Raw genomic sequence first — 24351 nt, 5'->3', positions numbered from 1 at the left:
CAACTCCATCCAGCTATCTTAGCAGCTTTTCAACTCTATCTACACTTTCTTCAATAGCTGAATGAAGCTGCTCTAAAGTCTTACATGAGTATGTGAACAACGGAGAACCCCAATCATAATTTTCAATGGCTACTATCCTAAATGACCCATCTAATGAGAACTCTGGATACCATCCAATGTCTATGATATACCTTTCATCATAATCTACCTGAATTAAATCTTCCTTCAACGAATATAACTGATTCTCAATTGGTATATTTAATTCAATATCAAAATCATTATAAGTTACCTTTCCACACCCAAAATTAATATTCTGCATCATATTTACCTCTCCCACAATTACTTTATCAAACTTAAATATTCAGCTCGTGTAATAGGATGTCCGTGAATAGTTCCAGCACTCATTTCAACTCTCATGTACTGCGTTTCAACTCCACCACTTGCACCTATAATCTTGTCAAATTTCATTACCCTCCATGTCTTACCATTCGTTACTTTAGTACCCTGTTGCCAAGCTGTTCGCTCAAATGATTCAATATTTATTCCCTTTATATACTTTGCTGGACCATTTTTAGTTGACTTAACAATTGCTGACCAACTTAGATTCTTTTGTGGAAAATGTTTAAATCCATGGTTAGTCCATTTTATCGTAGCTGAACAGTCATTATGAACTAAAACATTCTGCTTTGATACAAAGTAAGTATGCCAATCCTCAACCTCAAAGTTGTATACCTTTATTACTTCGTCCAAGTCCTCTACAGTTACCTGCTCAACATCAGCTATCTTACCTGAGTATAGTAATACCTTATCTGCTGGTCTTAAATCTTCTGCTCCTACCCAGCCTTCACCAACTACCCAGAAAGGATGCTCTGATGTTGTCTTTATCTCTCACCGTCTATATACACATGTATTAACTTATCAGTCTCGTTAATAAATACATTTGTAACCTTGTTTAATCCCTTTTCACCAGTCTCAGGATTTTCAGAATATACTTCATCGCCAACCTCAATCTCTTTTATTGGCTTATACCCATCCTTTGTTAGAATAGGTGTATCTCCTGTGAAGCATACAGCCTGCATAATAGCTTTAGCTTTTCTAGAAGAAACTACTGCTTTGACACCTTTTGCAACGAATTTTCCTGCACTAGCAAAGGCTACGCCTGTAAGTGCACCTGTTGCAGCTGCTTTTCCTAATCCGCTCCAACTAAATCCTTCATTTCTATGCTGGAACAGATACACAGCAGAATCAAATAGTGCTCCACCTATAGCCGCTCCAACCCACCATGCTATATCCCCATCTGGGTCTTCCATGTTTACTGGGTCATTGTTGCAGTATGCAAACATGTTATGAGATAGCAGTTCTCCTACTTCTCCTACTATTGTATCAGCATTTATGAAGCGACCCCACTCTGGGTTATAATACCTTGAATTCAAATAGTACAACTCATTCTCGGTATCATACCTATACCTGAGCAGCAAAATCTCGGTATCTATCCAATTTTCTCAAACCTGAAATCCATTGGTATCACTTGTCTAGCAGGACTGGCTACAGTATACCATTGTTTCAAATCATGAACTTAGAACTGTCCGTTTCAAAAGCTTTTGCCAAATCACCTTAGTTTCTACAATGATTTAGAAAGCTTGTAGAAACACATGGTTTCATTGTTTTTCATTTTTTGTCCTTTAGGACATATATAGGGCATAGCTTGGGCTATTTCAGGGCATATACTTTGTTAATTTCACTTGATTTGGGCAGATAGGACATACTTTTTTGCAAAATGCAAACTATTCAATAGTGATAGTATACCATATTTTGAGAGATACTTGCATCAACCTTTGCCCACTTCGCCCAAACCTATGAGAATATTGGATTTGTCAGTTCAAATCCCGCCCAAAATGTGTCCAAAGTCTGTCCTAACAAAAAAAGAAAGCATCTATCAACTTCATCAATTGATGGATGCTTTCCTTTATTCATTTTCAGTTGGCTCTCACTACAGAATTATAATTATGCAGTTCTTGAAACTCTAACAACCTTATATTTTCTTTTTGAATCTTCTCCATATAAGTTTCTTATAGACAGTTTTATCATTTTTTCAGTGAGTTTTGGATATTTTCAATTTGTAAAAGAAAATATGTTCACAATTTGTTACTGAATGAGTTTGAGATTTAGGTTGTTTCTATAAATCATCAACAGTATAGTATACAAACACATCTCGCTCTTGGTCATGATTCCAATAGCAATAGTGTCTTTTTAAGAAAACAATCCCTATCTCCTCTCTTAAAATGGATGGAATAACATCCGTCGTCGGAAAGTAATCGCCAAGTTCTAGCGGTTGATTAAATAGATTAAGGTTGCCCACTAGCCATATCAATCTTTTCTCATCTAGTTCCTTTTCCGACACAACGAACATACTGTCACAATAATAATCATCAATTAAATCATAAGGTAACAAAGGCAAATTTTTCAAACTTTCAAAATAAAAATCTTCTCTATAAATTGACTTTTTACACCCATGTTTCATTAAACTTTTTTCTTTAAATAATTTTTGTACTTTTGTAAGTGATTTAGATCTCTTTCCAACATAGAAACACAAGTAAATTTCCTTACTTTTTAAAAGTTGCAAAAGAAATTCTTCTATACTCCATTTTTCAATGACATATCTATTTATTTTTTCAATATTTTCTAGAGTTTCATCTACAATATTATAACTTCCATCTTCATTTATACTGATCCATCGAAAAAGTTCGTTTTTTAGGCTTGCTGGTTGATGTTTCTCAAATGATGCTGTCATCTTCTAGGCACCTCCATCTATCTATTATTTTTAGGATCCCAACTACTTGGATAATAGTAATGACCTTTTCTTCCATCCTTAAAATATACATTAAAATGTGGCATATCAAAAGGATCTTCCTTGTGTCCCCAAACATCATGAAATACTTCATGTCCCTTTTCTCCAAACCAGCCCTGTCTTATTTGTTCCGTCCCTTGGTATGGGTGTCGAGATCCTACATTTCGTTTTACATCTATTATTGGTGTAGATTTTCCATGCTTCCCGATACCTGCATCCCTGAAAGCTGCCTTCTTTGCTGATTTTTGTGACGGAAAGGTTTTACTAAAACTTTTTGATACCTTATTTAATCCTCTACTAGCAGCAGGTATTATTATTGCTTGAGCAATATCTGGATCCTTAGCTGCAACTATTATCATGGTTGTTATCGCGAAAGATACCTTTATTACAGTTTCTTTTATAGTTTCTACAACGCTATTAACTAGCTTCTTACCTGCATCCAAGATACTATTCCAAGTTGGCCAACATCCACTTGGATCTTCCATATTTACAGGATTATTCTTACAATATGCAAACATATTATGACCCAATAACTCTCCTGTCTCACCAACTAGTCCATCAGCATTGATAAACCTTCCCCACTCAGGGTTATAGTACCTACTCTGTAAGTAGTACAATCCAGTCTCGGTATCATACCTATACCTGAACATCAAAGTCTCGGTATCTATCCAAATTTCTCAAACCCTAAATCCATTGGTATCACTGCTCTAGAAGGACTGGCTACAGTATACCATTGTTTCAAATCATGAACTTAGAACTGTCCGTTTCAAAAGCTTTTGCCAAATCAGCTTAGTTTCTATAATGATTTAGAAAGCTTGTAGAAACACATGGTTTCATTGGTTTTCATTTTTTTGTCCTTTAGGACATATATAGGGCATAGTTTGGGCTAATTCAGGGCATATACTTTGTTGGTATCACTCAGTTTGGGCTGATAGGACATATCTTTTCCCAAAATACAATCTATTCATTAGTGATAGTATACCATATTCTGAGAGATACTTGCATCAACCTTTGCCCACTTCGCCCAAACCTATGAGAATACTGGATTTTTCAGTTCAAATTCCGCCCAAAATGTGTCCAAAGTCTGCCCTAGCAAAAAAAGAAAGCATCCATCAACTTCACCAAGCGATGGATGCCAATCTGCAATCATAGACCAACCAATGTTTCTACTTCTCGTTTGTAGCCGTATTTCTTGAGGAATTCAATTATTGCTATCTGAAACATGTCCTTCTGAGAGATGTTCTTTTCAGTGCTGTATTCTCGAATCAGAAGGTCTAGCCCTGTCACCATGTGCACAGACTTCGTCACACATAGCCCTCCTATGACGTATCTAGGCATAGCCATGTCATCATTGGAATATGAGTTCAAAAGCTCCAGCAGTTTCTCTTTCTTTGAATCCAATAGTTCTAGAATGTCCAAATGTCTAGCGTCACTTGTTCCCTCAAATTCAGTGTCTATGTCTTCATTTTCACCAATTGATATACTACTATCTCTTTCATAGTTCCTGATTTCAGCATTCCAGGCATAGCCCCTAGACTTCATGTATGAAGCCATTGTCTTGTGGCTTTCGTATCCGAGCTTCTTAGCAATATCTCTAGCCTCAAGCTTCTTTGAAAACATGGAGATGATTCGTGCTGGCTTGCTACTTACTCCATCCTCAAACTTCCTCAGTACTCTTTCAGTCTTCATCTGTTTTTGATACTCTTCCAGAAGTTGATAGGTTCTCATCTCTTCATTCCATGTGTATTGATGTCTTTGCATGTATGCTTGAAGCCCTTTGTAGTCTTTGTATCCTAGCATCTTTGCTACTTCATGCCTATCGTTGCCAGCCTCACAAAGCTTCAATATTTTTTCTATCTTCAATTCAACCTCATTATTCATCTATATTTTCCCCTTTCTTCTGTTTCATACTATAGCGCATTTACAGCCTGTCCTAGGTCCACAATATTGGTATGTGTATAGATACTTGTAGTTTTGATTGATGAATGTCCTAGAAGCTTTTGTATCCTCAAAATATCTACACCGTTCTTCAATAGATTGCTTGCGAATGAATGTCTTTTATGGAGAGCTCTACATAAGAGGCATTATGTAGAGTCACACATTATGTGGAGTAAACTACATGTTTCCTGAATTTATCTTATTTTTATCATAAAACACTCACCATAATATGGCAATACTTATCTTATCTATAAAAAGAAAGGATGAGTATTATTTTGGATAACTTACAATCTATCAGCAATGCAATTAACTCGGTTGTAAAAATAATGGCAGAACGCGAATATGCCATTTCCACCATCAAAAATCATCGAGGTGTACTTAACAGCCTCCTAAAGTTCATGAAGGAAAAAAACATCACAAAATTAACAGAAGAGGTTGGAATGGATTATATTAAGTGTAAAACTGGCACTAAACTCCAGGGATTCTGGGGGTCTTCCGACCGTAAAACAGGTAGGGTGATGAAACCTGTTCAAAATCTTCTAATCTTTATGGAAACTGGCGAACTATCCTTCTTTATTCGATCACATATACAACCATTTATTTGTCCACCTGGCTTTGAGAAAGAATATAAGCAGTTTCAACAAGAATATCAAGAACGTAATTATGCAGATGCAACTATAGTATGTAACAATAACATAATACATAAACTTCTCACTTTCCTTGATGAAAAAGGTATATCTAATTCAGGCAAGATCACATCAGTTCTTATTTCTAAGTTTTTAGCTAACTATGAAGAATCAAAACCAAAGTATGTAGCCACTGTTGTATATGTGTTGCGTAACTATTTATCTTTCCTGAAGGAAGCAGGATTTATAAAAATAGATATTGCCTCATCTTTACCGCATATAAGAATCCTACGGAATGCCTTTATTCCTTACTCATGGAAAACAGAAGATGTAAAAAAACTATTGTCCATTATTGATAGGGGAGACCCGAAGGGTAAGCGTGACTTTGCAATACTGCTTCTCATTGTTCGTCTTGGTTTAAGAGTTAGTGACATCCGCAGGATGCAGCTTTCCAATTTGAATTGGAGTCGTAAGACAATCAGTATTATAATGCAAAAAACCTGTAAAGCAATAGAGTTGCCGATTCTAGATGATATAGGTTGGGCGCTCATTGATTATCTTAAGAATGGCCGCCCTAGAACAGCGAGTAACAGGATATTTGTCAGACATAGAGCTCCTTTTGATGCCTTCGGCGAAAACGAGTGTTTTCAAAGAGAACTGCGCCGCTACATGGAGGCAGCGGGGATTAATATTCCATCTGGTGTCATTTGTGGTATGCATTCACTAAGAAGCACCTTAGCCAAAAATATGCTTGAAGCGAAAGCTCCTTTGTCAGTAATTTCAGAAACACTGGGCCATCAGAGTATAAACACAACCAGTATCTACATTAAGATAGATATTGAAGGGCTGAGAAAATGTGCCTTAGATCCGGAGGAGGTGTTCCAGTAATGAAAGAAAAATACCAATGGCAAAGCGATATCTCCGATATGCTTATATCTTATCTTAAGGAGAAACGAATGACAGGATTTCGATTTAACCAACAGGAACACTATTTGAAAAGATTCGATGAATACTACTCCAGAAATGGTTACTCAGGCTCACGCCTGACAAAACCCATGCTGAATGAATTTATTTATTCAGCTGTAGAACGTCCATCTAGCTACTACTTGAAAGAACGGCTCATGCACGATTTTGCCTTGTTCCTTACGAAGAATGGATTTCATGAAGTTTATGTGCCTGAAATCAAGTCAGCACCACAGAATCAAGGCACTCACGTACCGTATATATTTACTGAAGAAGAAATGGCACAAATCTTCCATACAATTGACTCTTGGAAGGATTCATTTTATACCAATAGGAGTATTATTGACCCTGTATTCTTTCGACTTCTTTATGGAACTGGCATGAGAATTTCTGAAGCATTAAACCTCCTCATAAGTGATTTCAGTCCTACCGAAGGTATTTTGACTATATATCACGCTAAAAATAATAAAGACCGTATAATCCCTCTTTCTCCCAGCCTAACGGAACGCATCATTGAGCTTAAGGAGAAAATCCATAGATATTCTAATGATAGTGCTTATCTATTTACTACAAAGAACAATAAAAGAATTGATCAGAGCACAATGTACCGTCGCTTTCGCGACTATCTGCAGAATGCAGGTATATCACACACAGATGCAGGACCTAGAGTACATGATTTGAGACATAATTTTGCTGTAAAGTGCCTCAAAGGCTGGGTTCTTTCAGGTGAGGAATTGACCAATCTCCTTCCATATCTTGCAGCATATATGGGGCATTCAGATTTTAGAGGTACACAATATTATCTTAGGCTAACTGCTGATCTGTATCCTAATATCATTAATCGAGTTGAAGCAGACTTTGGTTACGTTATACCGCTAGGTGGTGAGTTTGATGAATAATGCTGATTTTCCAAGATATCTTTCATACTTTTTATCAAAATACCTTCCTGGACAGAAAAATGCGAGTGTACATACTATATCATCGTATCGCGATACTTTTAAACTCTTCTTGGTATTCTGCACAACAAAAAGGTCGATGAGACCTGAGACAATAAGCATGAATCAACTGACAAAGGAACTTGTTGTGGAATATCTTCAATGGCTTGAAGAAAAAAGAGAATGTTCAATTTCAACACGTAACCATAGACTAGCTGTACTACATTCATTTTTTCAATATGTACAAAAGGAAGTTCCTGAAAACTTATTTGAAATACAAAAAATCCTTTCTATTCCAAACAAGAAAAGTCAGAAAGGGTTAGTCCAGTACCTAACGGGTACTGAAATAAGAATTCTGCTACAGCAGCCTGACTCATCTACTTACGAAGGATTTCGGGATATGGTGCTTCTATCAGTTTTGTACGATACTGGTGCAAGAGTTCAAGAACTCACAGAAATTAGGATTAAAGATATACGGCTTTCTGATCCCTCAGTAATTACCTTGCACGGTAAGGGCAATAAGATTCGTCAGGTTCCTTTAATGGGCGGGACATCAGAACTACTTGAAAAATACCTTAAAATAAAAAAGTATCATTTTGGGCTTGCAAAGACAGATAATTACCTTTTCACAAATCAAAAGAACCAGAAGCTATCTAGATGGGGAGTTTCCTATATTTTAAATAAGTATGTGGAGATGGCAAGGGAAAAATCTTTATTTAAAGTTAATTTTCATATAACTCCTCACGTGCTCCGTCATGCAAAAGCCATGCACTTGCTTCAATCAGGAGTAAATCTCATATATATACGTGATTTTCTTGGGCATGCAGATTGCTCTACAACAGAGATATACGCGAGAGCGGACAGTGAAATGAAAAGAAAGGCTATTGAAAATGCATATGTTGATTTAGTCCCCGATGAAATTCCAAGATGGGAGGAAGATGGAGATCTAATGAAGTGGTTGAATGGCTTATGCGAATAGAATAGCTTTTAAGTATTATGGTGAGTGATTTTAGTGTAATCACCTTAAAATACATGAAAAACACTATGTACTCCCCATAATATTTGACTCTACATAATGCCTGAAGGTATGTGGCTTCATCTTGATTCCTAGTTCCAATTCCTTTGTGTATTTCTCTAGCAGTGTGTTGATAGCGTCCCTTTTCAATGCCCCTCTTTGTCCAAGAATGAGGTGTTCTGTATCACTGAATTGGCTCCCAACACGCTCCGCTAGATATTCCTTGATAGATTCAACTACTTCTGGCTTTAGAGGTACTTCTCTTATCTTTCCACCTTTCCCATAGACCTTCAGATGACTGGTGAGAAAGTCTATGTTCCTCACTCTGATATCGCAAAGCTCACTTACTCTTACACCAGTGTACAGCAACAGGAAGAGTATCATTCTATCCCTCTTACCCACCTTGTCCTCATTGTGCATGTAGAATAGCATCTTCTCAACCTGCTTCTCAGAGAATACTTCTACTTGCTTCTCTGAACCAAAAGCAATCTTCATTCTATCCTTTCTCAGGTCTACTACAATTTCATTGGTATATTTGTTTTTCATCAGAAAACTATTGAATGATTGTATGCTGTTGATTTTCTTGTTGATAGTAGCTGTCTCATACTGGCTTTCAATGAGGTAGTTTCTGAAGCTTGTGACATAGAATCTTTTCAGCTCTCCTTGAAATTTCACTCCCATGTTTTGAATGTAGGATACAAAGCCAGCAATGTCTCCGACATAGCTTTCAATAGTCTTTGGACTCTTTCCGTCCTCCTTTAGGTATCTTTTGAATTTCTCCACGAAATCTGTTGCCATCTCTTTACTCCTTTCACTTGTTTTTAGGCAAAAGAAAAGAGCTAACGCTCTGGACGTTAGCCCTTAATGTTACTATGGTTATAATATATATTTGATTTTTGTTTTGAAACGGCTGTAGATGTGCTCCTCTCACTGCAGAATTATTATTATGCATTAGGTCAAATAGTTCCTATACATTATATCCACTAGTCCTTACGGTCCAACTAGTGTTCTACAGTTTTTTGCAGCAGGAATTTCAATAAAATGCAGCTAGCCTATTTACTTCAAGTGAAAATATCCTTTTTCTGCCTATTGCACCAAATACAAAGTTATTAGTATATTTTCTAGCCATAAATCATCATTATCATTGAATCATGCAATGAAATACCCATTTTAGTACCATCAAATTCTTAGAATAGCTACACATGAATATTTGCATATATTATATGAATTTAATCGTAATACCCTTTTCTAAAAACTATTATTGATTCAATAGGTTCTTTGGGTTCCTCTAATGCATATGGTGCAAAGACTCCTACTCCAAACTTATAGGATGTAAAACCTGCATCATTAAAATCAAGCGAATCATCTATACTCTCAAAAAACCTTCTAACCTTCTCATAAGATTGTTCAGTCATTGTAAAATTATCAAATACTACATTTGCGGGTTCAAATAATTCTATAGCCTCACATAGATTTTCATTGTCATAGTATACATGACAAAATTCAAATGCATCAGTAGTATTTTGGCTAAAAGGTGTCTTCTTAAATTCTGTAAATTGATGATTAAATTTTTCTCTAACGACCTCCCTTTTCATATTAAAATCAATTTCTTGCACACCTACATATGGTCTTATTTTACAAAACATATATATTCCTCCCTCTAAATATATTAATCTTTAAACAATGTTATAGTATAGTCCACCATTTGTTTTATTCCTTCATCATACTTATTCCCAAACAGCCCCCTAACATTATCTATATCCATCTGTTGAGCTTGCTTAAACATCCCTTGTGATATCAAATCTGCTTGGTTAGCTCTATAAAGCTGAGCCTCCTTTGAATTACCCCAACTTGCAGTTAACCTATGGTCCGCCTTACTCATATTTATAGCTGGTCCCTTTCCTTTACTAAATGGACTAACTGATTGTGCTGGCATGTGATGATTTTCACCACCATTTTTAGATACTTTACTATATGCTCCACCTTTTTTAGTGCTAATCTTAGATAAACTCCTAGTAGCTACAGTTGTAATTGTTGGAATTCCTACAGCCTCTAAAACTGGTGCAGTGTCTGGGTTCACTGATAATTTAGCCCAAGTTAATACTCCAGCATGAATAGTTGCAACTGTAGCTAAAGTTTTATTTACTATTGTATCCCATGCATTTTGCAAAAAATTTTTTATTGACCAATAACCGCTAGGGTCATACATATTTATTGGGTTATTCTTGCAATATGCAAATACATTATGGGATAGTAATTCTCCTACTTTTCCTCCTAATGCATCAGCATTAAGGAATCTACCCCAATCAGGATTATAATATCTTGAATTCAGATAGTACAACCCAGTCTCGGTATCATACCTATATCCTCTGTATCTGTATGGGTTCTTTTTACCTACGGTATCTTTAAGAGAGCCATCGATAGATATGAGCTTACCCCAAGAATCGTAAGTGTAGCTTACTACCTGAGCTCCGCTCTTATCAAGAAGCCCAATTATATCGCCCTGAGCATTTCTTGTATAGTAGTAGTCTGCTCCATTTAAGTTCATGGATATTAAGTTGTCGCTACTGTCATAGCTATAGTATATCCTATCTGTGCCGTTTTCTTCAAAGCTTACCTTATCTCCTACAAGATGATATTTAGTAGTTAATCCGTCTACAGTCATCTCTGTTCTTGTTCCGGCATCATTATACTTATAGCTTATTACATGATTTTTCCATGACATGGATTTTAGCTGTCTTCCTTCTTCCCATTCAAAGCTCCAGCCGTCATAAGTTAGCGGATTGCCTATAGCATCATAAGTTATTGGCTTTCCATCATAGCTTGCTAGCTTATCCTTCCATACCGAATCATAAGCGTAGTTTATAGTTTTTCTTACAGCTCCAGCTCCATATGGTATTTCAAGCTTTGAAGTTATATTACCACCATCGTCATAGCTGTATATTATTGTTTTGTTTAAAACTTGATTGTCTTCTTGTATAAGTTCATTCAGCTCATTGTAGTAATATAATATCTGCCTGCCAGCATCAGTTATGGTTTTTATATTACCATTCTTGTCATAGCTGTAACTTATACTTTTTCCATTATTATTTATAGCCTCTATTTTGTTTGTTGTACTTCCATTTATTCCTGCCATATAGCTAAAGCTTGTAGTATATGGAGTATCTGTGCTTATAGTTTTATTTTTCAGCCTTGCTATACTGTCGTATTGATAAGAAAGCTGCTTGTTATTATTCAGTATTACTTTAGAAGGTTTATTATCCTTATCATATTCATACTGAGTAACTATTGAGTTATCATCATATACATCAAAGCTCCAAAGTGAATAGCCCCAGCTTGTAGCTCTCTGAGTTCCGTACATTCTAACGTATCTTCCGCTGGAGGATAGATTATTTATTTCATCAATTCCTCCATCGCTGCTATTTGTTGAGTAAACAGTTGTCCAGTTTGAAGCATCGTTAGATACTTGAATTTGGTAGCTCTTTCCGTAGGCTGTTTCCCAATTTAGAACCACTCTTCTTATATTTTTTATTTCGCCTAAGTCTACATAAATCCATTGAGGATCAGAAGATTGGCTGGACCATCGTGTTCCGTTATTGTTGTCAACGGCATTGCTTGGCGCAGTGCTTGCATTTTCTGAAGAAGATGCAGTAGCTGGTTTGTTTAGTGAGATATTAGTATAGTTAAAATCCCCAAACCTTTCGGTTATTTTGCTAAGATTATTATTCAAATCATAACTAAAATCTGTGCTGTTATTACTTGAATCTTTAATTCTTGTAAGCCTATCGGCTAAATCATAGCTGTATTTATAGGCTGCATTATTGACTATGTCTTCATGATAACCTAGGTTTCCGCTTGCATCGTAAGCATACTTATATCTTACTATGCCATTAAACTTCTTTGCTGTAACTCTATCCTGGCTGTCATAGTCGCTGCTTACCTTTTGCCCATTACCGTAGGTAGATTCTAAAAGCTTTCCTGTTCTTGCTTCATAGCTGTTTGTTATTAAACTTTGGCTGCCTACCGATACGCTAGTATTACTACCTAGTGAATCATAACCAAAATTATAACTAAACCCATTATGAGTTATGCCTTTTATTCTGTCATTTTCATAGGAATAACTGTTAGTTATAGACTTACCTTGAACATCCTTGGATACGCTAGTCAACCTGTCCACATTATCATAACCGTAGGTGATAAGTTTCCCGTTGGCATCGGCAAAACTGTCAAGCGTACCCTTAGCTTCGTTATAATTATAGCTTACAGTGTTTCCAGAGCTGTCTGTAAGACTTTTAATGTAATTACCACTTGACGTATACTCTGCAGTAGACTGAATATACTCCATTCCTTCTCCAACCTTTGAGGTTTTAGGGTTTCCAAAGCTGTCGTACTCAAAGGAATATACTACGTTTTGAGCTGAAGTAGCTTTTGTTGCATTATGCTTGCTGTCATAAGCATAAGTAAAAGAGCTTCCTTGAGGATCTGTGCTTTTAACTAAATCATTAGCAGTACTGTATTCTAAGTTTGAAGTTTGCTTTGACAAGTCCGCAGTAGATTTTAAGTTACCTTTATCATCATACTGATAACTTGCACCAAATTCCTCTTTATAGAGCTGCGCTCCATCAAAATAAGCTTTGTTTACATTTGTATAATAGGTATAATAAAATTCAATGTGCGTATAATCATTTTGTGTTATTATTCTATCGGATAGGTACTGCCAATCTGTAGAGCCTCTATTAAAGTCAAATCCATGCCATTCATAGGCGTCTAAATTTGGGAGCTTAAAGCCAATTATAATACCTAGCCTTCCAAGATCCGCATCTGGTATAGATTCACCCTTTGCCCATCCTCCAACTACAAATATATCTCCTTTTTTACCGGGGGTGTTTACAACCTGAAATACATTTTTTCTTGTATAAGCATTTCCATTAATCTTAAAGCTTCTATTGCCTAACACATTAGGAACAGGAAGCGCTTCTCCATTAACAGCCTTGTCGCTAGCTCCAATGTTTTCATTGCCCTGCCAGAAGGTTGGAATGTCTCCGCCATATATAAAGCTGTTATTTTCAATTAGGTTATATCTGCTGGCAACTTGTCCTTCTTCTAGCTGGAAAGCATCAAAATAAGCTGTGCCTGTGCTTTCTAAAATAGAAGCTCCAACCCATATGTCTCCTGAAGAAGCATTTTGAGGAATAGTGAAGGTTAATTCATACCTTTTTCAATACTTATCCCTCCCTGCTCAAAGTCAATTCCGCCACTATTGCTTGTGCTTGTAACCTTAAGAGACTGGTTTCCTGAATACTTGTCTTCTGCAGCATAGCTTTGCGTTCCAGAAGCTCCGCTCCAGGAGGCTGGTATCCAGCTGCTGTTTTTCTCTGCATTGTGTTCTTTCATGTAATTTATGGTTGTCTTTTGAAGCTTTGATTCAAGATACAAAATAAAAATCCCTTGGTGATTATTCTCATTTCACCAAGGGATTTTGCTTAAATTAATGCTCTGCCAGGAATAATAAGCTTTTCTCCAGCTCTGACACTATCCACGCTTTCAAGCTCATTAATCTTAACTAATGTATCTACAGTTGTATAATACTTCTTAGCTATCTTCCAAAGAGAATCATCATTCTGTACTACATATATAGTAATACTAGCCTTCTTAGCTGGCTTTTCACCTTCCTTAGGAAGCACGTTAACCAAGAATTCCTTATTAGTCATATAGTTAACTCTTGCATAAACGCTTACTATAGCCTTAATGCCTATAGTATTAGCTTCTATTGCAGCTTCTACATTTTCAAGAGCAGCTCTTGCAACACACTGCATGTCAATCTTAGTATCTGGAATCTCAACTGCAGTTGTGAATGGAATTTCATCCCTAACAACATGAGCGCACTTGTCATCTTCGTTAGTCTTGTATAAAACTTCAACATTTAAAAGACCTTCGATAAGAACTTTGCCTTCAACAAGCTTCTTGTCGGTTACGCAAACCTTAGCCATTGGCATAACAATTGAAGCTGGCTTTGGAGCATTTTCATCAAGCTCTATGTTGCTCTTAACTATAGCTTCATTTTCAGCTTGACCATGCATAACGTTAAGCTGATAATTCTTCTTTTCCATATCCATCATCATAGATGGTGAATAGGCATCTTCTATAGTGTCCATCTTTTCCTTGCTCATAATCTTAGTATTGCTTCTAATTAAAGCTTCCACATCGATTATTCTATTTTCGCCAAGGTCGTCTTCCTTAATATCATAAATCATGTCGTCTACTCTGAAATCAGTGTAGCTGTCCATGTAGGAGTTAACCCCTTCAACCTCTAATTCCTTATTTACTAAAACGTCATCTTCTACATAGCAAAGCTCAGTTGTGTCTTTGCCTCTGTAAAGCACATGAACCTTAGCAAAAGCAGATACTTGAACCTTTCCGTCAAATACCTTTGTTTCTTTCTTATGAACATCCACATCACACTTTAATACATTAGCAATCTGTGGCTTATCCATAGGAATTTGCATATGAGACTTAGCTATCATCTCACCATCACAGGTTCCAGCTATTTTGTCCACTGAGGCAGCATTCTTTAATACCTGAACATCAGCAACTCCTCTTAAATCTCTAACTATTTCAAAGTTATAGTTTTTGTAAACTGCTGATTTCAGTTTAATAATACCCTCTACAGCTATTTTTCTCTCATTTATAATTACTGGTTCCATATGCTCTATGTAGCATTCAGCCTCACAAGGCATATTGCGGTTTGCTCCGCTTAAATCTATAGTATTTGAGAACTTAGCTGTATATACTACGTTGTGAACGCCGCTTCTATTTTCGTCTTCCTTGGCTAAATATAGCACATTGAACTGAATCTGGCCTTCTAAATAGATTTTGTCCTGCATAACTTCTCTAGTTGTGATGCTTGGCTTAGCATCAAGAGTTAAAATTTGATACACATCTGGATGAGTATCTGGTATAACATATTCGCCTTTAACCACTGTGTCAGCAGTACTTTCGCCTAAAAGCTGCTCACACTCAATATTTTCCCTAACCAGATCTATAGCCATAAGATTATCCCTCCCATCTAAATACCTACTATTAATTTATATAAGTACTATGAAAGAAATATGACAAATAAGTTTTGAAAAAATTAAATAATTTACCATACAAAATATCTTTTCATAAATAAATGGATATATCAAACAGCATTTCAATATGATATATATTTTATTAAAAATAATATATATCATTCGTTCTTTATATTTCGACATATTTTTATTTTTCCTGTATTTCCATGTATAATCATGTTGACAACTTGTCTATTTTCCCTTAATATAATACTTGGTTATTGACCATATAACCTCTCATAAATTCTCAATACCCTTTTATACCATAGTTGAAAGATGGCACCCACCATCTTTCTTTTTTTATTTTTAATGATTTTATTTCTAGAAACTTTATCTTAGTACATGATTTTTTCATTTAAATCGCGCAAAAGCGGTACTAATAAATTTAGTACCGCTTATTATCCTGCAAAAACTATTTGAACTGTCTTTGTTAAAACATCTGAGTAGCTGTATGTCACTGTCCTTTGGGTGTCTTGATCTAGCCTAATGACGAAGATATTAGGATAGGTTTTCTCGATAATACCTTTGTTTACAAGTACCTTCCTTCTCCCCCCATTAGCCTTTAAGGTTACTTTTTCTCCAACATGGTTTTCAATGTCTCTTCTAATTGTAGCGAGCACATTTCTTCTTTCCACATTAAACACCCTCTTTCTACATTATAATTATACCCTATTGGGTACTGATTGTCAAACAAACTAATTATTTTATCAGTTAATAAAGTGTTTTGTCAATATTAATTTTTTGTAAACAAAGCAATAACTCCAAGCCATACTTATGACTTGAAGTTATTTAAAGTCAGAAATATATCACATAAGTACAATAATAGTGTTTCCCTAATTTTCATATATATGCAGAATTTTTTGATAACATTTATGCATATGGTGATTTTGGAAAACCTTCTCTGTACTTTCCTCTAGTCTGGAGCCCACCTATACCTTTTGTCCCAGTAATAGTATTTTCTAATGCCTCCTGAATAGACACCACTCTTTCAATATTTGTATAGGCTATTTTTTCACAAACAAATACAGGATCAAGGCAGTGTATAAGCACTCTACTTGGCGAACTTGCAAAATTAGCACCAGCATCTAAAATGGCTTCGTAGTGGCTTTGGCAAGCACCAGCAAAAATCACCAAATCATCATAATTAGGTTCATAGTTTCTAAGTTCACTTACTGTGTCTACAAAAAATTTTGAATTCCTGTAATTATTTATATCTGTATAATCCTTGGCTCCCTTGGTTATTGCATCATGTCCAGTTATAACAACTATATCAGGCTTTATCTGCTTTACAAGGTTTGGAACCTCAATAGGTTGATCTTTTTCCGCAATTACTTTTCCTACAGCATCTAGTTCTAGCTTCTTATAAACCTTAAGACAAACCTCAAGATATTCTGCATCACCATCAACATGGAGAATCTTTCCTGGCCTTCCAAAGGTAAGCTCCTTGTTGACGGTTATCTTAGGGCTTCGATAAGACTTGCTAACATCAATTCTGCCTATTAATATGTTCTTTATAGAAGTATTAACTTTTCTATTTAATATTTTTTCCTTTTCACCAAGAGAGTTTTCAACAACTTCTTCCAAATCCTCCATAGGCGCATCTGCTATAACTCTTAAATTAATTCCTTTAAGTGTGTATACTATGCCGTTATCAGTTTCTTTTATATCTATTATTTTAAAAGTAATGTCTTTACCATAGGATTTTCTAACTACAGTATTGCCTATATTCATAACCCTCACTCCAACTCAAAGCTTGATAATATATACTATGAGTTGCCCTCTTTATGTGTGCAGATGCTGAAAAAAATAACAGCCATGCAAAGTAACTACATGGCTGCTTCATGGATAACTTCTATTCCTTCTGCTCATACACCTTTTTAAACTCTTCTATAAAATTATTGTAGTTTTGCTGCTCTTCTATCAATTCTTCTATTTTATTATTAAAAGTCGTTTGAGCCCAATTTACTTCATTATAGTAATATCTATTTGCTAATCTCCAATATCTTTGCGGGAACATCAGGAATGCAAATAACACTCTATATTCGTCTTGTCTTATAGGGTTTACTTCATTGTATGCATCTATTATAAGCGTAGCATATTCAATGTTCCAATCCATTCTCTTCAAAACTTTAATCATAAACAGCGAAAGATCATAAGCTCTTATTTCTTTCTTGCAGTAATCAAAATCTATAACATGTACATCATTATTGTTATCTACAATTATATTATGATAAGTATAATCATGATGACAAAAGCCTTTTTCTTCGTCAGTTATTCTGCAAAGCTCCATATAGTTTGAGCTTTCAAGAATCTTCATAGCCTTCTTACCTTGTTCTTTAAACACTTCAATTGATTTAATATAATTTAAATCAAAGCTTGTTTTGTTTCCTTTTTTTCTAGCCATATCTCTCATTTTTTCAAAAGACTTTATTCTCTTTTCCATAAGGTGAGGCCATCTTCCCAAGTCACTCTTAAGTTTGCTGTTTTCTGGTGGATCATAGCCCTTTGATGCAATATGCAATAGTGCAAGGTTTTTAGCTGCAAGTATCAAATCCTCCTTGCTATAAAAGTCACATTCCCTTCCTTCAATCCACTCAGAAAGCGTATAAATATCTTCATTTACCAAGGCATAAGGATTGCCGTCTATATTCAAACAGTATCTATCCACTCTTGGAAAACCGTTTTGTATAAGATGCTCTTTAGCCCCATAAACAAACAAGAGCTTCTGAGTACCATAGTTTATCTTTTTCAGGCACTTCATTCCTTTGTTGGTTTTTAAGAGGTACACTCCCTTATTCGGCTTTATGCTTTCAATTTCAATATTGAACTGCCTTTCAAGTTCAAATTCCCTCATCATAATGCTCACCGCCCTCCTTCTCCATTTTGTAATGATAAAACAAATTACAGTCTCTATATAATTTATATGTGCATAGTACTTCAATTATTAACACTTTTTGCTAAGTCTTAATATAATAGAATATAAGCACTTTGAAAGGAAACTCATATGAAAATAGGACTGGACGGAAGAGCAGCTAAATGGTACAGAGGTACAGGAATAGGTACCTATACCTATCAGCTTATTTCATCACTAAACAATCTGGACAAAGTGAATGAATATATGCTTTTTATGCCTGAGAGCTCAAATTGCGATATTTCTTTTAGCAGAAATTTTCAAATAAAAAATATTACAGAAGGCAATAAGAGTAACTTTTGGGATGAAGTAAATATTCCTAATATACTAATGGATAAGGATATTGAAATATATCATGTTCCTCAAAATGGAGTTGGTCTCCCTAAGGATAAAACTTGTCCTTTCGTTATAACACTACACGATGTTATTCCTTATAAAATGCCTGAAACAGTTGGAGAAAATTATTTAAGGATCTTCAATGAGGAAATGCCTCATATAGTTTCTAAGTGTGATGGTATAATTACAGTTTCAGAATTTTCTAAGCAAGATATAGCAAAAGCCTTTAATTTTCCAAAGGAAAAAATTTTCGTAACTCATCTTGCAGCAGAAAGCATTTATCGTCCTTTAGATAAAAAGGAGTGTTCTAATTTAATAAAAAGCCATTACGGCATAGATGGAGATTATATACTTTATGTAGGCGGCTTTAGTCCAAGAAAAAATATAATCGGGCTTATTGAAGCCTTCAGCAAGCTTATAACCAAATATAATAAGGATATTAAGCTTGTCATAGCAGGAAAACAAGGGAAATCATACCCTATATATAAAAAGAAAGCAGAGGACTTAGGAGTTGAAGACAGCGTACTATTTCCAGGCTTTATAGCAGTTGAGCATTTGCCTCACTTATACAATGCCTCAAAGTTTCTTGTCTATCCTTCATTTTATGAAGGCTTTGGATTGCCTCCTGTTGAGGCTATGGCGTGTGGTACGCCAGTTATAACCTCTAATGTAACCTCAATACCAGAGGTACTTGGAGATTCCGCAATATTCATGAATCCAAATGACGTAGATGGCCTTTGCAGGTCTATGTACGATGTTCTTAGCAGTGAAGAATTATCGGAAAGCTTAATAATGAAAGGGCTCGTTAGAAGCTCCGAGCTTAGCTGGGATAACACAGCAAAAGAAACACTCATTGCCTACAGCAAAATAATAAATAATTAACAATAAAAACGAGAGGTTGTGCGATGCACAACCTCTCGTTTTTATTATCAATTATTTATGCTGGTTCTTCCTTGAATACCAATTCTCTATCATAAATATTCTTAGTCTTATAAATTATAAAGCTCAATATAAATCTAACTATCAAATCCACACCCATGATAATCCAAATAGCTACTATAGTAGAGTGGAACTTGTAAGCAAACAGGAGGGTAAGCGGCACTCTAATTCCCCAGAGCCCAGCTGCTGCGACAAACATAGGCACTCTTGTAAAGCCTGCACCTCTTAATGCTCCGTTTAATACTCCTGATATATTTTGAGGAACTTGAACTAAACCCATTATTATAAGATATTTTGCTCCAAGATTAATAACCTCTGTATTCTCTGTAAGCATAGCCATAACAACCTTAGGCAAAAATATAAGTATGGAAGCACAAAAAGCAGTTACCCAAAGTGTCCCCTTTAAGGTTTCTTTTAAATATGCTTTTCCAAGTTTACTGTTTTTTGATCCAAGAGCCTGACCTATAAAGGTAGTGGCCGCTATTCCAAAGCCGGCAGCTGGCACATAGGAAATCGCTTCTGCCTGAAGCCCCATCTGATGAGCAGCAGCTTGGGTATCTCCAAAGGTTAAAATTGCTTTAGTAAGTATAATTGCAGCAACCTGCCAAAAGATTGACTCCAATGAAGTAGGAAAACCTACTTTGTAAACCTCCCTAATTTGTTTCATATTTATTTTAAAGAAGTTTTTATTCACATGTGTATTAAGTACTCCGCCTTTGCTGAATAATACATAAAGTCCAATAAGCGCTCCTATGAACTGAGCAGTTGCTGTTGCAATGGCTGCTCCCTTTATCCCTAAACTAGGCATTCCCAAGTTGCCAAATATCAACAAATAACTTATAACTATATTAATTAAATTCATTGTTAGTGCTATGAGCATTGGTGTCTTGGCATTGCCCATACCCTGAAGTGATGCAGCAACAACCAGCATAATAACCATAAATGGTAGACCCCAGGAAATTGTTTTTAAAAATAAAACACCGTTTTCTAAAAGCTCTGGACCTGGATTAAAAATGCTTAATATTGCTGATGCATTCCAATATATAATCTGTTGAAAAATTATTACTAATAAAATCGAAGACAGAAGTGTTTGCTGTATAACTCCTTTTAGTTTCTTATAGTTTCCGGAGCCATAAGCTTGTGCTACAAAAACAGAAGCCCCAGTAGTTATACCTTTAAAAAGGGCCCATACTATTTGAGTAATTCTTGAACTTATAGATATTGCGTTTACCGGCGTAGGATCAGAAGAACTTATTCTTCCTATGAGAGCCATGGATACTAAACCGGCTGTAAGCTGAAGAACACCTTCTATGGTAATTGGCAGAATCATAGAGTATATCTTTTTTCGTATTTCCTGCAAGGAATATTGCTTTTCGGTTTCCCCCATATTTAATCTCCTAATCTTTTAAATTTTTGCTATTTTATTATAACCTAAAGATAAGCAATTTGCTATAGGCTGTAAATTAATAACGCTCAGTATATGATAATGTGACTTCTATCATATACTGAGCGTTATTACTAAAACAGCTTGCTTAATTTGTCTTTACTTAAGCTTGTTGCTTTCCAGTAGCTTTGATTTTTCCTGTCTAGTATTAGCTTATAAAGCACCTCTTCTTCCTTTACCTTTAGATATACCTTGCAGTAGTTAGCACTGTCTATATTATCTGCAAGGTGTGGCTCACTAAGTTGCCAGAATTGTATCTGACCTATTTGTATCTCTTTATCCTTTAGTTCACCGTTAAACAGCTTGCCCTGCTGTGCCTGCTTTATAATTTCCTCAACCTTTGCTTTAACTTCTGCCTGCTGCTTTGAGTAGGGAAATGTGCTCATTCCGGTTACATACCACTTGTTGTCCTTTTTAATAAGTTCAACTGCATTGTTTATGCTTTCACTAGAACCTGATGAGCTTCGAGCCGTTATATTTACCACTACCGATGCACTATCTTTCTTTATATTAAGACTTTTAACAGTTAATGCAATATTATAATCTGAAGCTTTTCCCAAAAGCATAAGATCTTCATTAAAAACATTCATCACATCTGTGAAGGCCCACTGTTCTGGGTTACTGCTGTCAACTATATACTTCTTAACTTGTTCAATATCTTTTTTACCTGTCAATTCATATTTATAGATTACATCTACAGCAGCTCTTAAGGTTCTAAATAAATTCTTTCTTTCTTCATAACCATCCTCTGCTTCAGAACGCTCTATTTTGTAATTTTGAAGGTCTACTCTTTCTATTTGTTCCCCTCCAATATAGCCTATCTTCCCTTCTGAAAGTACTATTATCTTACTTCCATATACCTGCAGTTTTTTTATTTCCTCACCTTTTTCATTTAGTATGTGAAGATAAAAATTATTTTCCTCTGAATTATCATTAGGTGTAATATAAACAATCCAGCCATTATTCATAAACTTTGCATCATTTATATATTCCTTTGAAATTTCTTTTACGCTGCTTGGATTATTAATATCTAAATAATATTCAAGTCCAAAATTATCTTTTCCAACTTGAAGAAAAGATTTTTTATAACTGCCCCTATATCTTCCACTTGTTTTAGTTCTAATAGCCGTCCTATCATCCTTATCTACTATAGTTGTATAATAATTCTCTTCAATTCTCTCAGTGGCATAAAAGTATTGATTATCTAGAACTCCTTTATAATATAGGTTCTCTTTCGTCTCGTAGGAATGTACATATTTTTTCGAATCCACATAATAAATTCCTGTATTTATCAGGTCTTGTCCCTCAGTGTAGAGCTTCTTACCATCAGGCGACCAGCCGAAGCTTGTTATGCCTCCACCATCTCCTACAAAACTTTGTATCAGCTTATTATCTTCATCATTATAAACAGTAAGTGTATTGCCTCCTAAAAAAGCAACCATATTACCTTCTTTATTCCATTTAACACTAGAAATGAAAGGTACATTACTGACAACATATCTGGTATCTGCTGTAGTTATGTGTACCTTTATTATATCTACTCTGCTTAAAGCCTCTCCTTTTATTAAATACCCAGATGACTCAACTTTTGCAGCAGTAGGTTTCATATAAAATACGTATTCCTTGTCTTTAGCTAATGTTAAAGGAATTTGTGTTATATTCTCTTTAATATTTAATGTACTAATGCTATAAAACGGATTTATTCCTTCAGTATTTATTTGCTTATCAATTTTTTCAATATCTTTGGCTTCTGTTGTTTCTTTAACTACATACACTTCATTTTCCTTTGGAACTTTAGTACAGCCAAATAAAAATATAAGTGCAAGCACTGATATTACTGCTAAAAGTTTTTTTCTACACATCACTTTCCTCTCCCTTCATATATTCCGGTAAAACTATGCTCACTCTTGTACCCTTTTCCAGTTCACTTTCTATAACCAATTCTCCTCCATGGCTTTCAACAATTTGCTTACAAAAGGCCAACCCTAAACCTGCCCCACCATCTTTCCTTGCTCTGGACTTATCTACTCTGTAAAAAGCTTCAGTAAGCTTTGATATTTCACCTTCTGCAATACCTTTCCCTTCATCCTGCACATAAATTCTGCATTTGCTGTCTATCTTTTCACAGCCAACAATTATTTTTCCACCTGTATAAGATGCCTTAATTGCATTATCCACTAGATTAAGCAATCCACCCTTAATCATATCTCTGTCCATATTAATTTGAAGGCTTTCCCCCTTCACAAGAAGTTTTGCACTTTTATCTCTGGCTTTTATATGCATTAAATCTACTATCTCATTTAATAAAGATATTGTATTAACATTTTCAAGATTTAAGCTGCTTTTTCTTAGCAGTATCATATCCATGAGAGAATTAACTAATTTTAGCATCCTTACTCCCTCGGAATGAACATAACCTAACCCTTTTGAATAGGTAGTTTCATCATACTTAATTTTTTGAAGAAGCTCTGAATAACCAATAATTGAAGTAAGAGGTGTTCTTAATTCATGAGTTAAGTTATCAATAAACCTCTGTTTCCTTTCTCCTTCACTTTGCAGCTCCACAATTTTATTCTCAACTTCTTCTGCCATCTTATTAAATTGAATACCGAGCTTTGAAATTTCATCCTTGCCTTTTATTTCAGCTCTCTCGCTAAAATTTCCTGAAGCTATTTTTTCAGCGGTACTGCTTAGATTTATTATAGGCCTCATAAGAATTCTGCTTAAGCCTTCTACAATAGCTGCAATTATAATTAAACCAATAATTCCAGTTATAAAGAACAGTTTGTATTGTTCATTTTTTTGAAGCTCAACCTGGCTTATATCCTTTATATAAGATAAAACAAGTTCGCCTGAATCCCCTTTAATAAAGTCATTTATAAACAAATAGCTTATGCCATCCTGTTTTCTAACAACATAATTTTTCCCATCCTTCATAAGCTTATCAAGATCATCTCTTTTAAAGCTCCAGTTTATATTTTTACTTGCATCTAAGCGCTTTAGTTCCTTATTATAAAGCTCTACTATTATATTATCGCTTCCATACATATCCACAATTCTTTTACTATAGTCCTGAATATCCAGCTTATCCTCACTAAGCTTTTGATTGGCTATTAAATAAACTGCTGCAATGTCCTTCATATTTCTTTCTTCCTGAAGTGCCCTTTTTATTTCACTGTTTGTCAAATTTGAATGCGTGTTTTCTGTAACTGCTAGGCTTGTAGCTGTGAGAGTTATTATATAAATAACCATGCATAGCAAATATATTTTCAACTTAAACTTCATAA

The 24351-nt window shown here is 35.3% G+C and carries 20 protein-coding genes and 2 pseudogenes; 4 read left to right on the top strand and 18 right to left on the bottom strand.

Annotation, left to right across the window (positions count from 1 at the left end; genetic code table 11):
* Positions 1–13: 13 nt before the first annotated feature.
* From NBE98_RS15215 to NBE98_RS15185, 7 genes and pseudogenes are all read right to left on the bottom strand, one after another.
* The gene (locus tag NBE98_RS15215; RefSeq protein ID WP_250815865.1) at positions 14–322 is read right to left on the bottom strand and encodes a hypothetical protein; all 309 of its coding nucleotides are present in this window, start codon (positions 320–322) and stop codon (positions 14–16) included.
* 17 nt (positions 323–339) lie between these two features.
* Positions 340–885 (bottom strand): polymorphic toxin-type HINT domain-containing protein, encoded by a 546-nt coding sequence (locus NBE98_RS15210; RefSeq protein ID WP_250817594.1) that lies wholly within the window; start codon positions 883–885, stop codon positions 340–342.
* Positions 882–1433 carry an RHS repeat-associated core domain-containing protein gene (locus NBE98_RS15205; protein WP_250815864.1) on the bottom strand — a complete coding sequence of 184 codons (552 nt, stop codon included), beginning with the start codon at positions 1431–1433 and terminating at the stop codon, positions 882–884. Before NBE98_RS15205 ends, NBE98_RS15210 begins: the two co-directional genes overlap by 4 nt.
* A 743-nt stretch (positions 1434–2176) precedes the next feature.
* Entirely contained in the window at positions 2177–2791 is a 615-nt protein-coding gene (locus NBE98_RS15200) for a hypothetical protein (protein WP_250815863.1), read from the bottom strand.
* Between the two features lie 524 nt (positions 2792–3315).
* A pseudogene (locus NBE98_RS22610) lies at positions 3316–3489 on the bottom strand (RHS repeat-associated core domain-containing protein); the annotation flags it as partial.
* A 505-nt stretch (positions 3490–3994) separates the two neighbouring features.
* Positions 3995–4729, bottom strand: a complete 735-nt coding sequence (locus NBE98_RS15190) for a hypothetical protein (protein ID WP_250815861.1) — start codon at positions 4727–4729, stop codon at positions 3995–3997.
* Between the two features lie 29 nt (positions 4730–4758).
* Positions 4759–4893 (bottom strand): annotated as a pseudogene (locus tag NBE98_RS15185) (tyrosine-type recombinase/integrase); the annotation flags it as partial.
* 219 nt (positions 4894–5112) lie between these two features.
* Between NBE98_RS15185 and NBE98_RS15180 the strand changes: the two are divergent.
* From NBE98_RS15180 to NBE98_RS15170, 3 genes are read left to right on the top strand one after another with little or no spacing between them, the layout of a single operon-like run.
* Complete coding sequence (locus NBE98_RS15180; RefSeq protein WP_250811129.1) at positions 5113–6300, top strand: site-specific integrase; 1188 nt, start codon at positions 5113–5115, stop codon at positions 6298–6300.
* Positions 6300–7274, top strand: coding sequence for a tyrosine-type recombinase/integrase (locus tag NBE98_RS15175; protein WP_250811127.1), 975 nt, complete (start codon positions 6300–6302; stop codon positions 7272–7274). Before NBE98_RS15180 ends, NBE98_RS15175 begins: the two co-directional genes overlap by 1 nt.
* Positions 7267–8289 (top strand): site-specific integrase, encoded by a 1023-nt coding sequence (locus tag NBE98_RS15170; RefSeq protein ID WP_250811126.1) that lies wholly within the window; start codon positions 7267–7269, stop codon positions 8287–8289. The genes NBE98_RS15175 and NBE98_RS15170 overlap by 8 nt, the downstream gene beginning before the upstream one ends.
* A gap of 63 nt (positions 8290–8352) precedes the next feature.
* Here NBE98_RS15170 and NBE98_RS15165 read toward each other — a convergent pair whose 3' ends face one another.
* From NBE98_RS15165 to NBE98_RS15130, 8 genes are all read right to left on the bottom strand, one after another.
* The gene (locus NBE98_RS15165) at positions 8353–9123 is read right to left on the bottom strand and encodes a tyrosine-type recombinase/integrase (RefSeq protein ID WP_250815860.1); all 771 of its coding nucleotides are present in this window, start codon (positions 9121–9123) and stop codon (positions 8353–8355) included.
* Positions 9124–9554: 431 nt separating this feature from the next.
* On the bottom strand, positions 9555–9971 hold the full coding sequence (locus NBE98_RS15160) for a hypothetical protein (protein WP_250815859.1): 417 nt from the start codon (positions 9969–9971) through the stop codon (positions 9555–9557).
* Between the two features lie 23 nt (positions 9972–9994).
* On the bottom strand, positions 9995–13282 hold the full coding sequence (locus tag NBE98_RS15155) for an RHS repeat domain-containing protein (RefSeq protein WP_250815858.1): 3288 nt from the start codon (positions 13280–13282) through the stop codon (positions 9995–9997).
* A gap of 245 nt (positions 13283–13527) precedes the next feature.
* Positions 13528–13761 (bottom strand): hypothetical protein, encoded by a 234-nt coding sequence (locus NBE98_RS15150; RefSeq protein WP_250815857.1) that lies wholly within the window; start codon positions 13759–13761, stop codon positions 13528–13530.
* Between the two features lie 47 nt (positions 13762–13808).
* Positions 13809–15374: a DUF3794 and LysM peptidoglycan-binding domain-containing protein gene (locus NBE98_RS15145; protein ID WP_250815856.1), complete on the bottom strand. Its 1566-nt coding sequence runs from the start codon at positions 15372–15374 to the stop codon at positions 13809–13811.
* Positions 15375–15832: 458 nt separating this feature from the next.
* The gene (locus NBE98_RS15140) at positions 15833–16069 is read right to left on the bottom strand and encodes a Veg family protein (protein WP_250815855.1); all 237 of its coding nucleotides are present in this window, start codon (positions 16067–16069) and stop codon (positions 15833–15835) included.
* A gap of 235 nt (positions 16070–16304) precedes the next feature.
* Positions 16305–17165 (bottom strand): sporulation peptidase YabG, encoded by an 861-nt coding sequence (gene yabG, locus NBE98_RS15135; RefSeq protein ID WP_250815854.1) that lies wholly within the window; start codon positions 17163–17165, stop codon positions 16305–16307.
* Positions 17166–17286: 121 nt separating this feature from the next.
* A complete protein-coding gene (locus tag NBE98_RS15130; RefSeq protein ID WP_250815853.1) occupies positions 17287–18291 on the bottom strand; it encodes a CotS family spore coat protein in 1005 nt (334 codons plus the stop codon).
* Between the two features lie 147 nt (positions 18292–18438).
* Here NBE98_RS15130 and NBE98_RS15125 point away from each other — a divergent pair, with 147 nt between their 5' ends.
* Entirely contained in the window at positions 18439–19563 is a 1125-nt protein-coding gene (locus NBE98_RS15125) for a glycosyltransferase family 4 protein (RefSeq protein ID WP_250815852.1), read from the top strand.
* A 55-nt stretch (positions 19564–19618) separates the two neighbouring features.
* On the opposite strand, the gene NBE98_RS15120 is transcribed toward NBE98_RS15125, so the two are convergent.
* From NBE98_RS15120 to NBE98_RS15110, 3 genes are all read right to left on the bottom strand, one after another.
* Entirely contained in the window at positions 19619–21007 is a 1389-nt protein-coding gene (locus NBE98_RS15120) for an MATE family efflux transporter (protein ID WP_250815851.1), read from the bottom strand.
* A 131-nt stretch (positions 21008–21138) separates the two neighbouring features.
* Positions 21139–22926, bottom strand: coding sequence for a hypothetical protein (locus tag NBE98_RS15115; protein WP_250815850.1), 1788 nt, complete (start codon positions 22924–22926; stop codon positions 21139–21141).
* Entirely contained in the window at positions 22919–24349 is a 1431-nt protein-coding gene (locus tag NBE98_RS15110; RefSeq protein ID WP_250815849.1) for a sensor histidine kinase, read from the bottom strand. The genes NBE98_RS15115 and NBE98_RS15110 overlap by 8 nt, the downstream gene beginning before the upstream one ends.
* Between the last annotated feature and the right edge of the window lie 2 nt (positions 24350–24351).

This window comes from Clostridium swellfunianum (genome assembly GCF_023656515.1).
GTDB classification, from domain to species: Bacteria; Bacillota; Clostridia; order Clostridiales; family Clostridiaceae; genus Clostridium_AT; species Clostridium_AT swellfunianum.
Note: the sequence above shows the minus strand (reverse complement) of the source record. Positions and strands in the feature narration are given on the sequence as shown.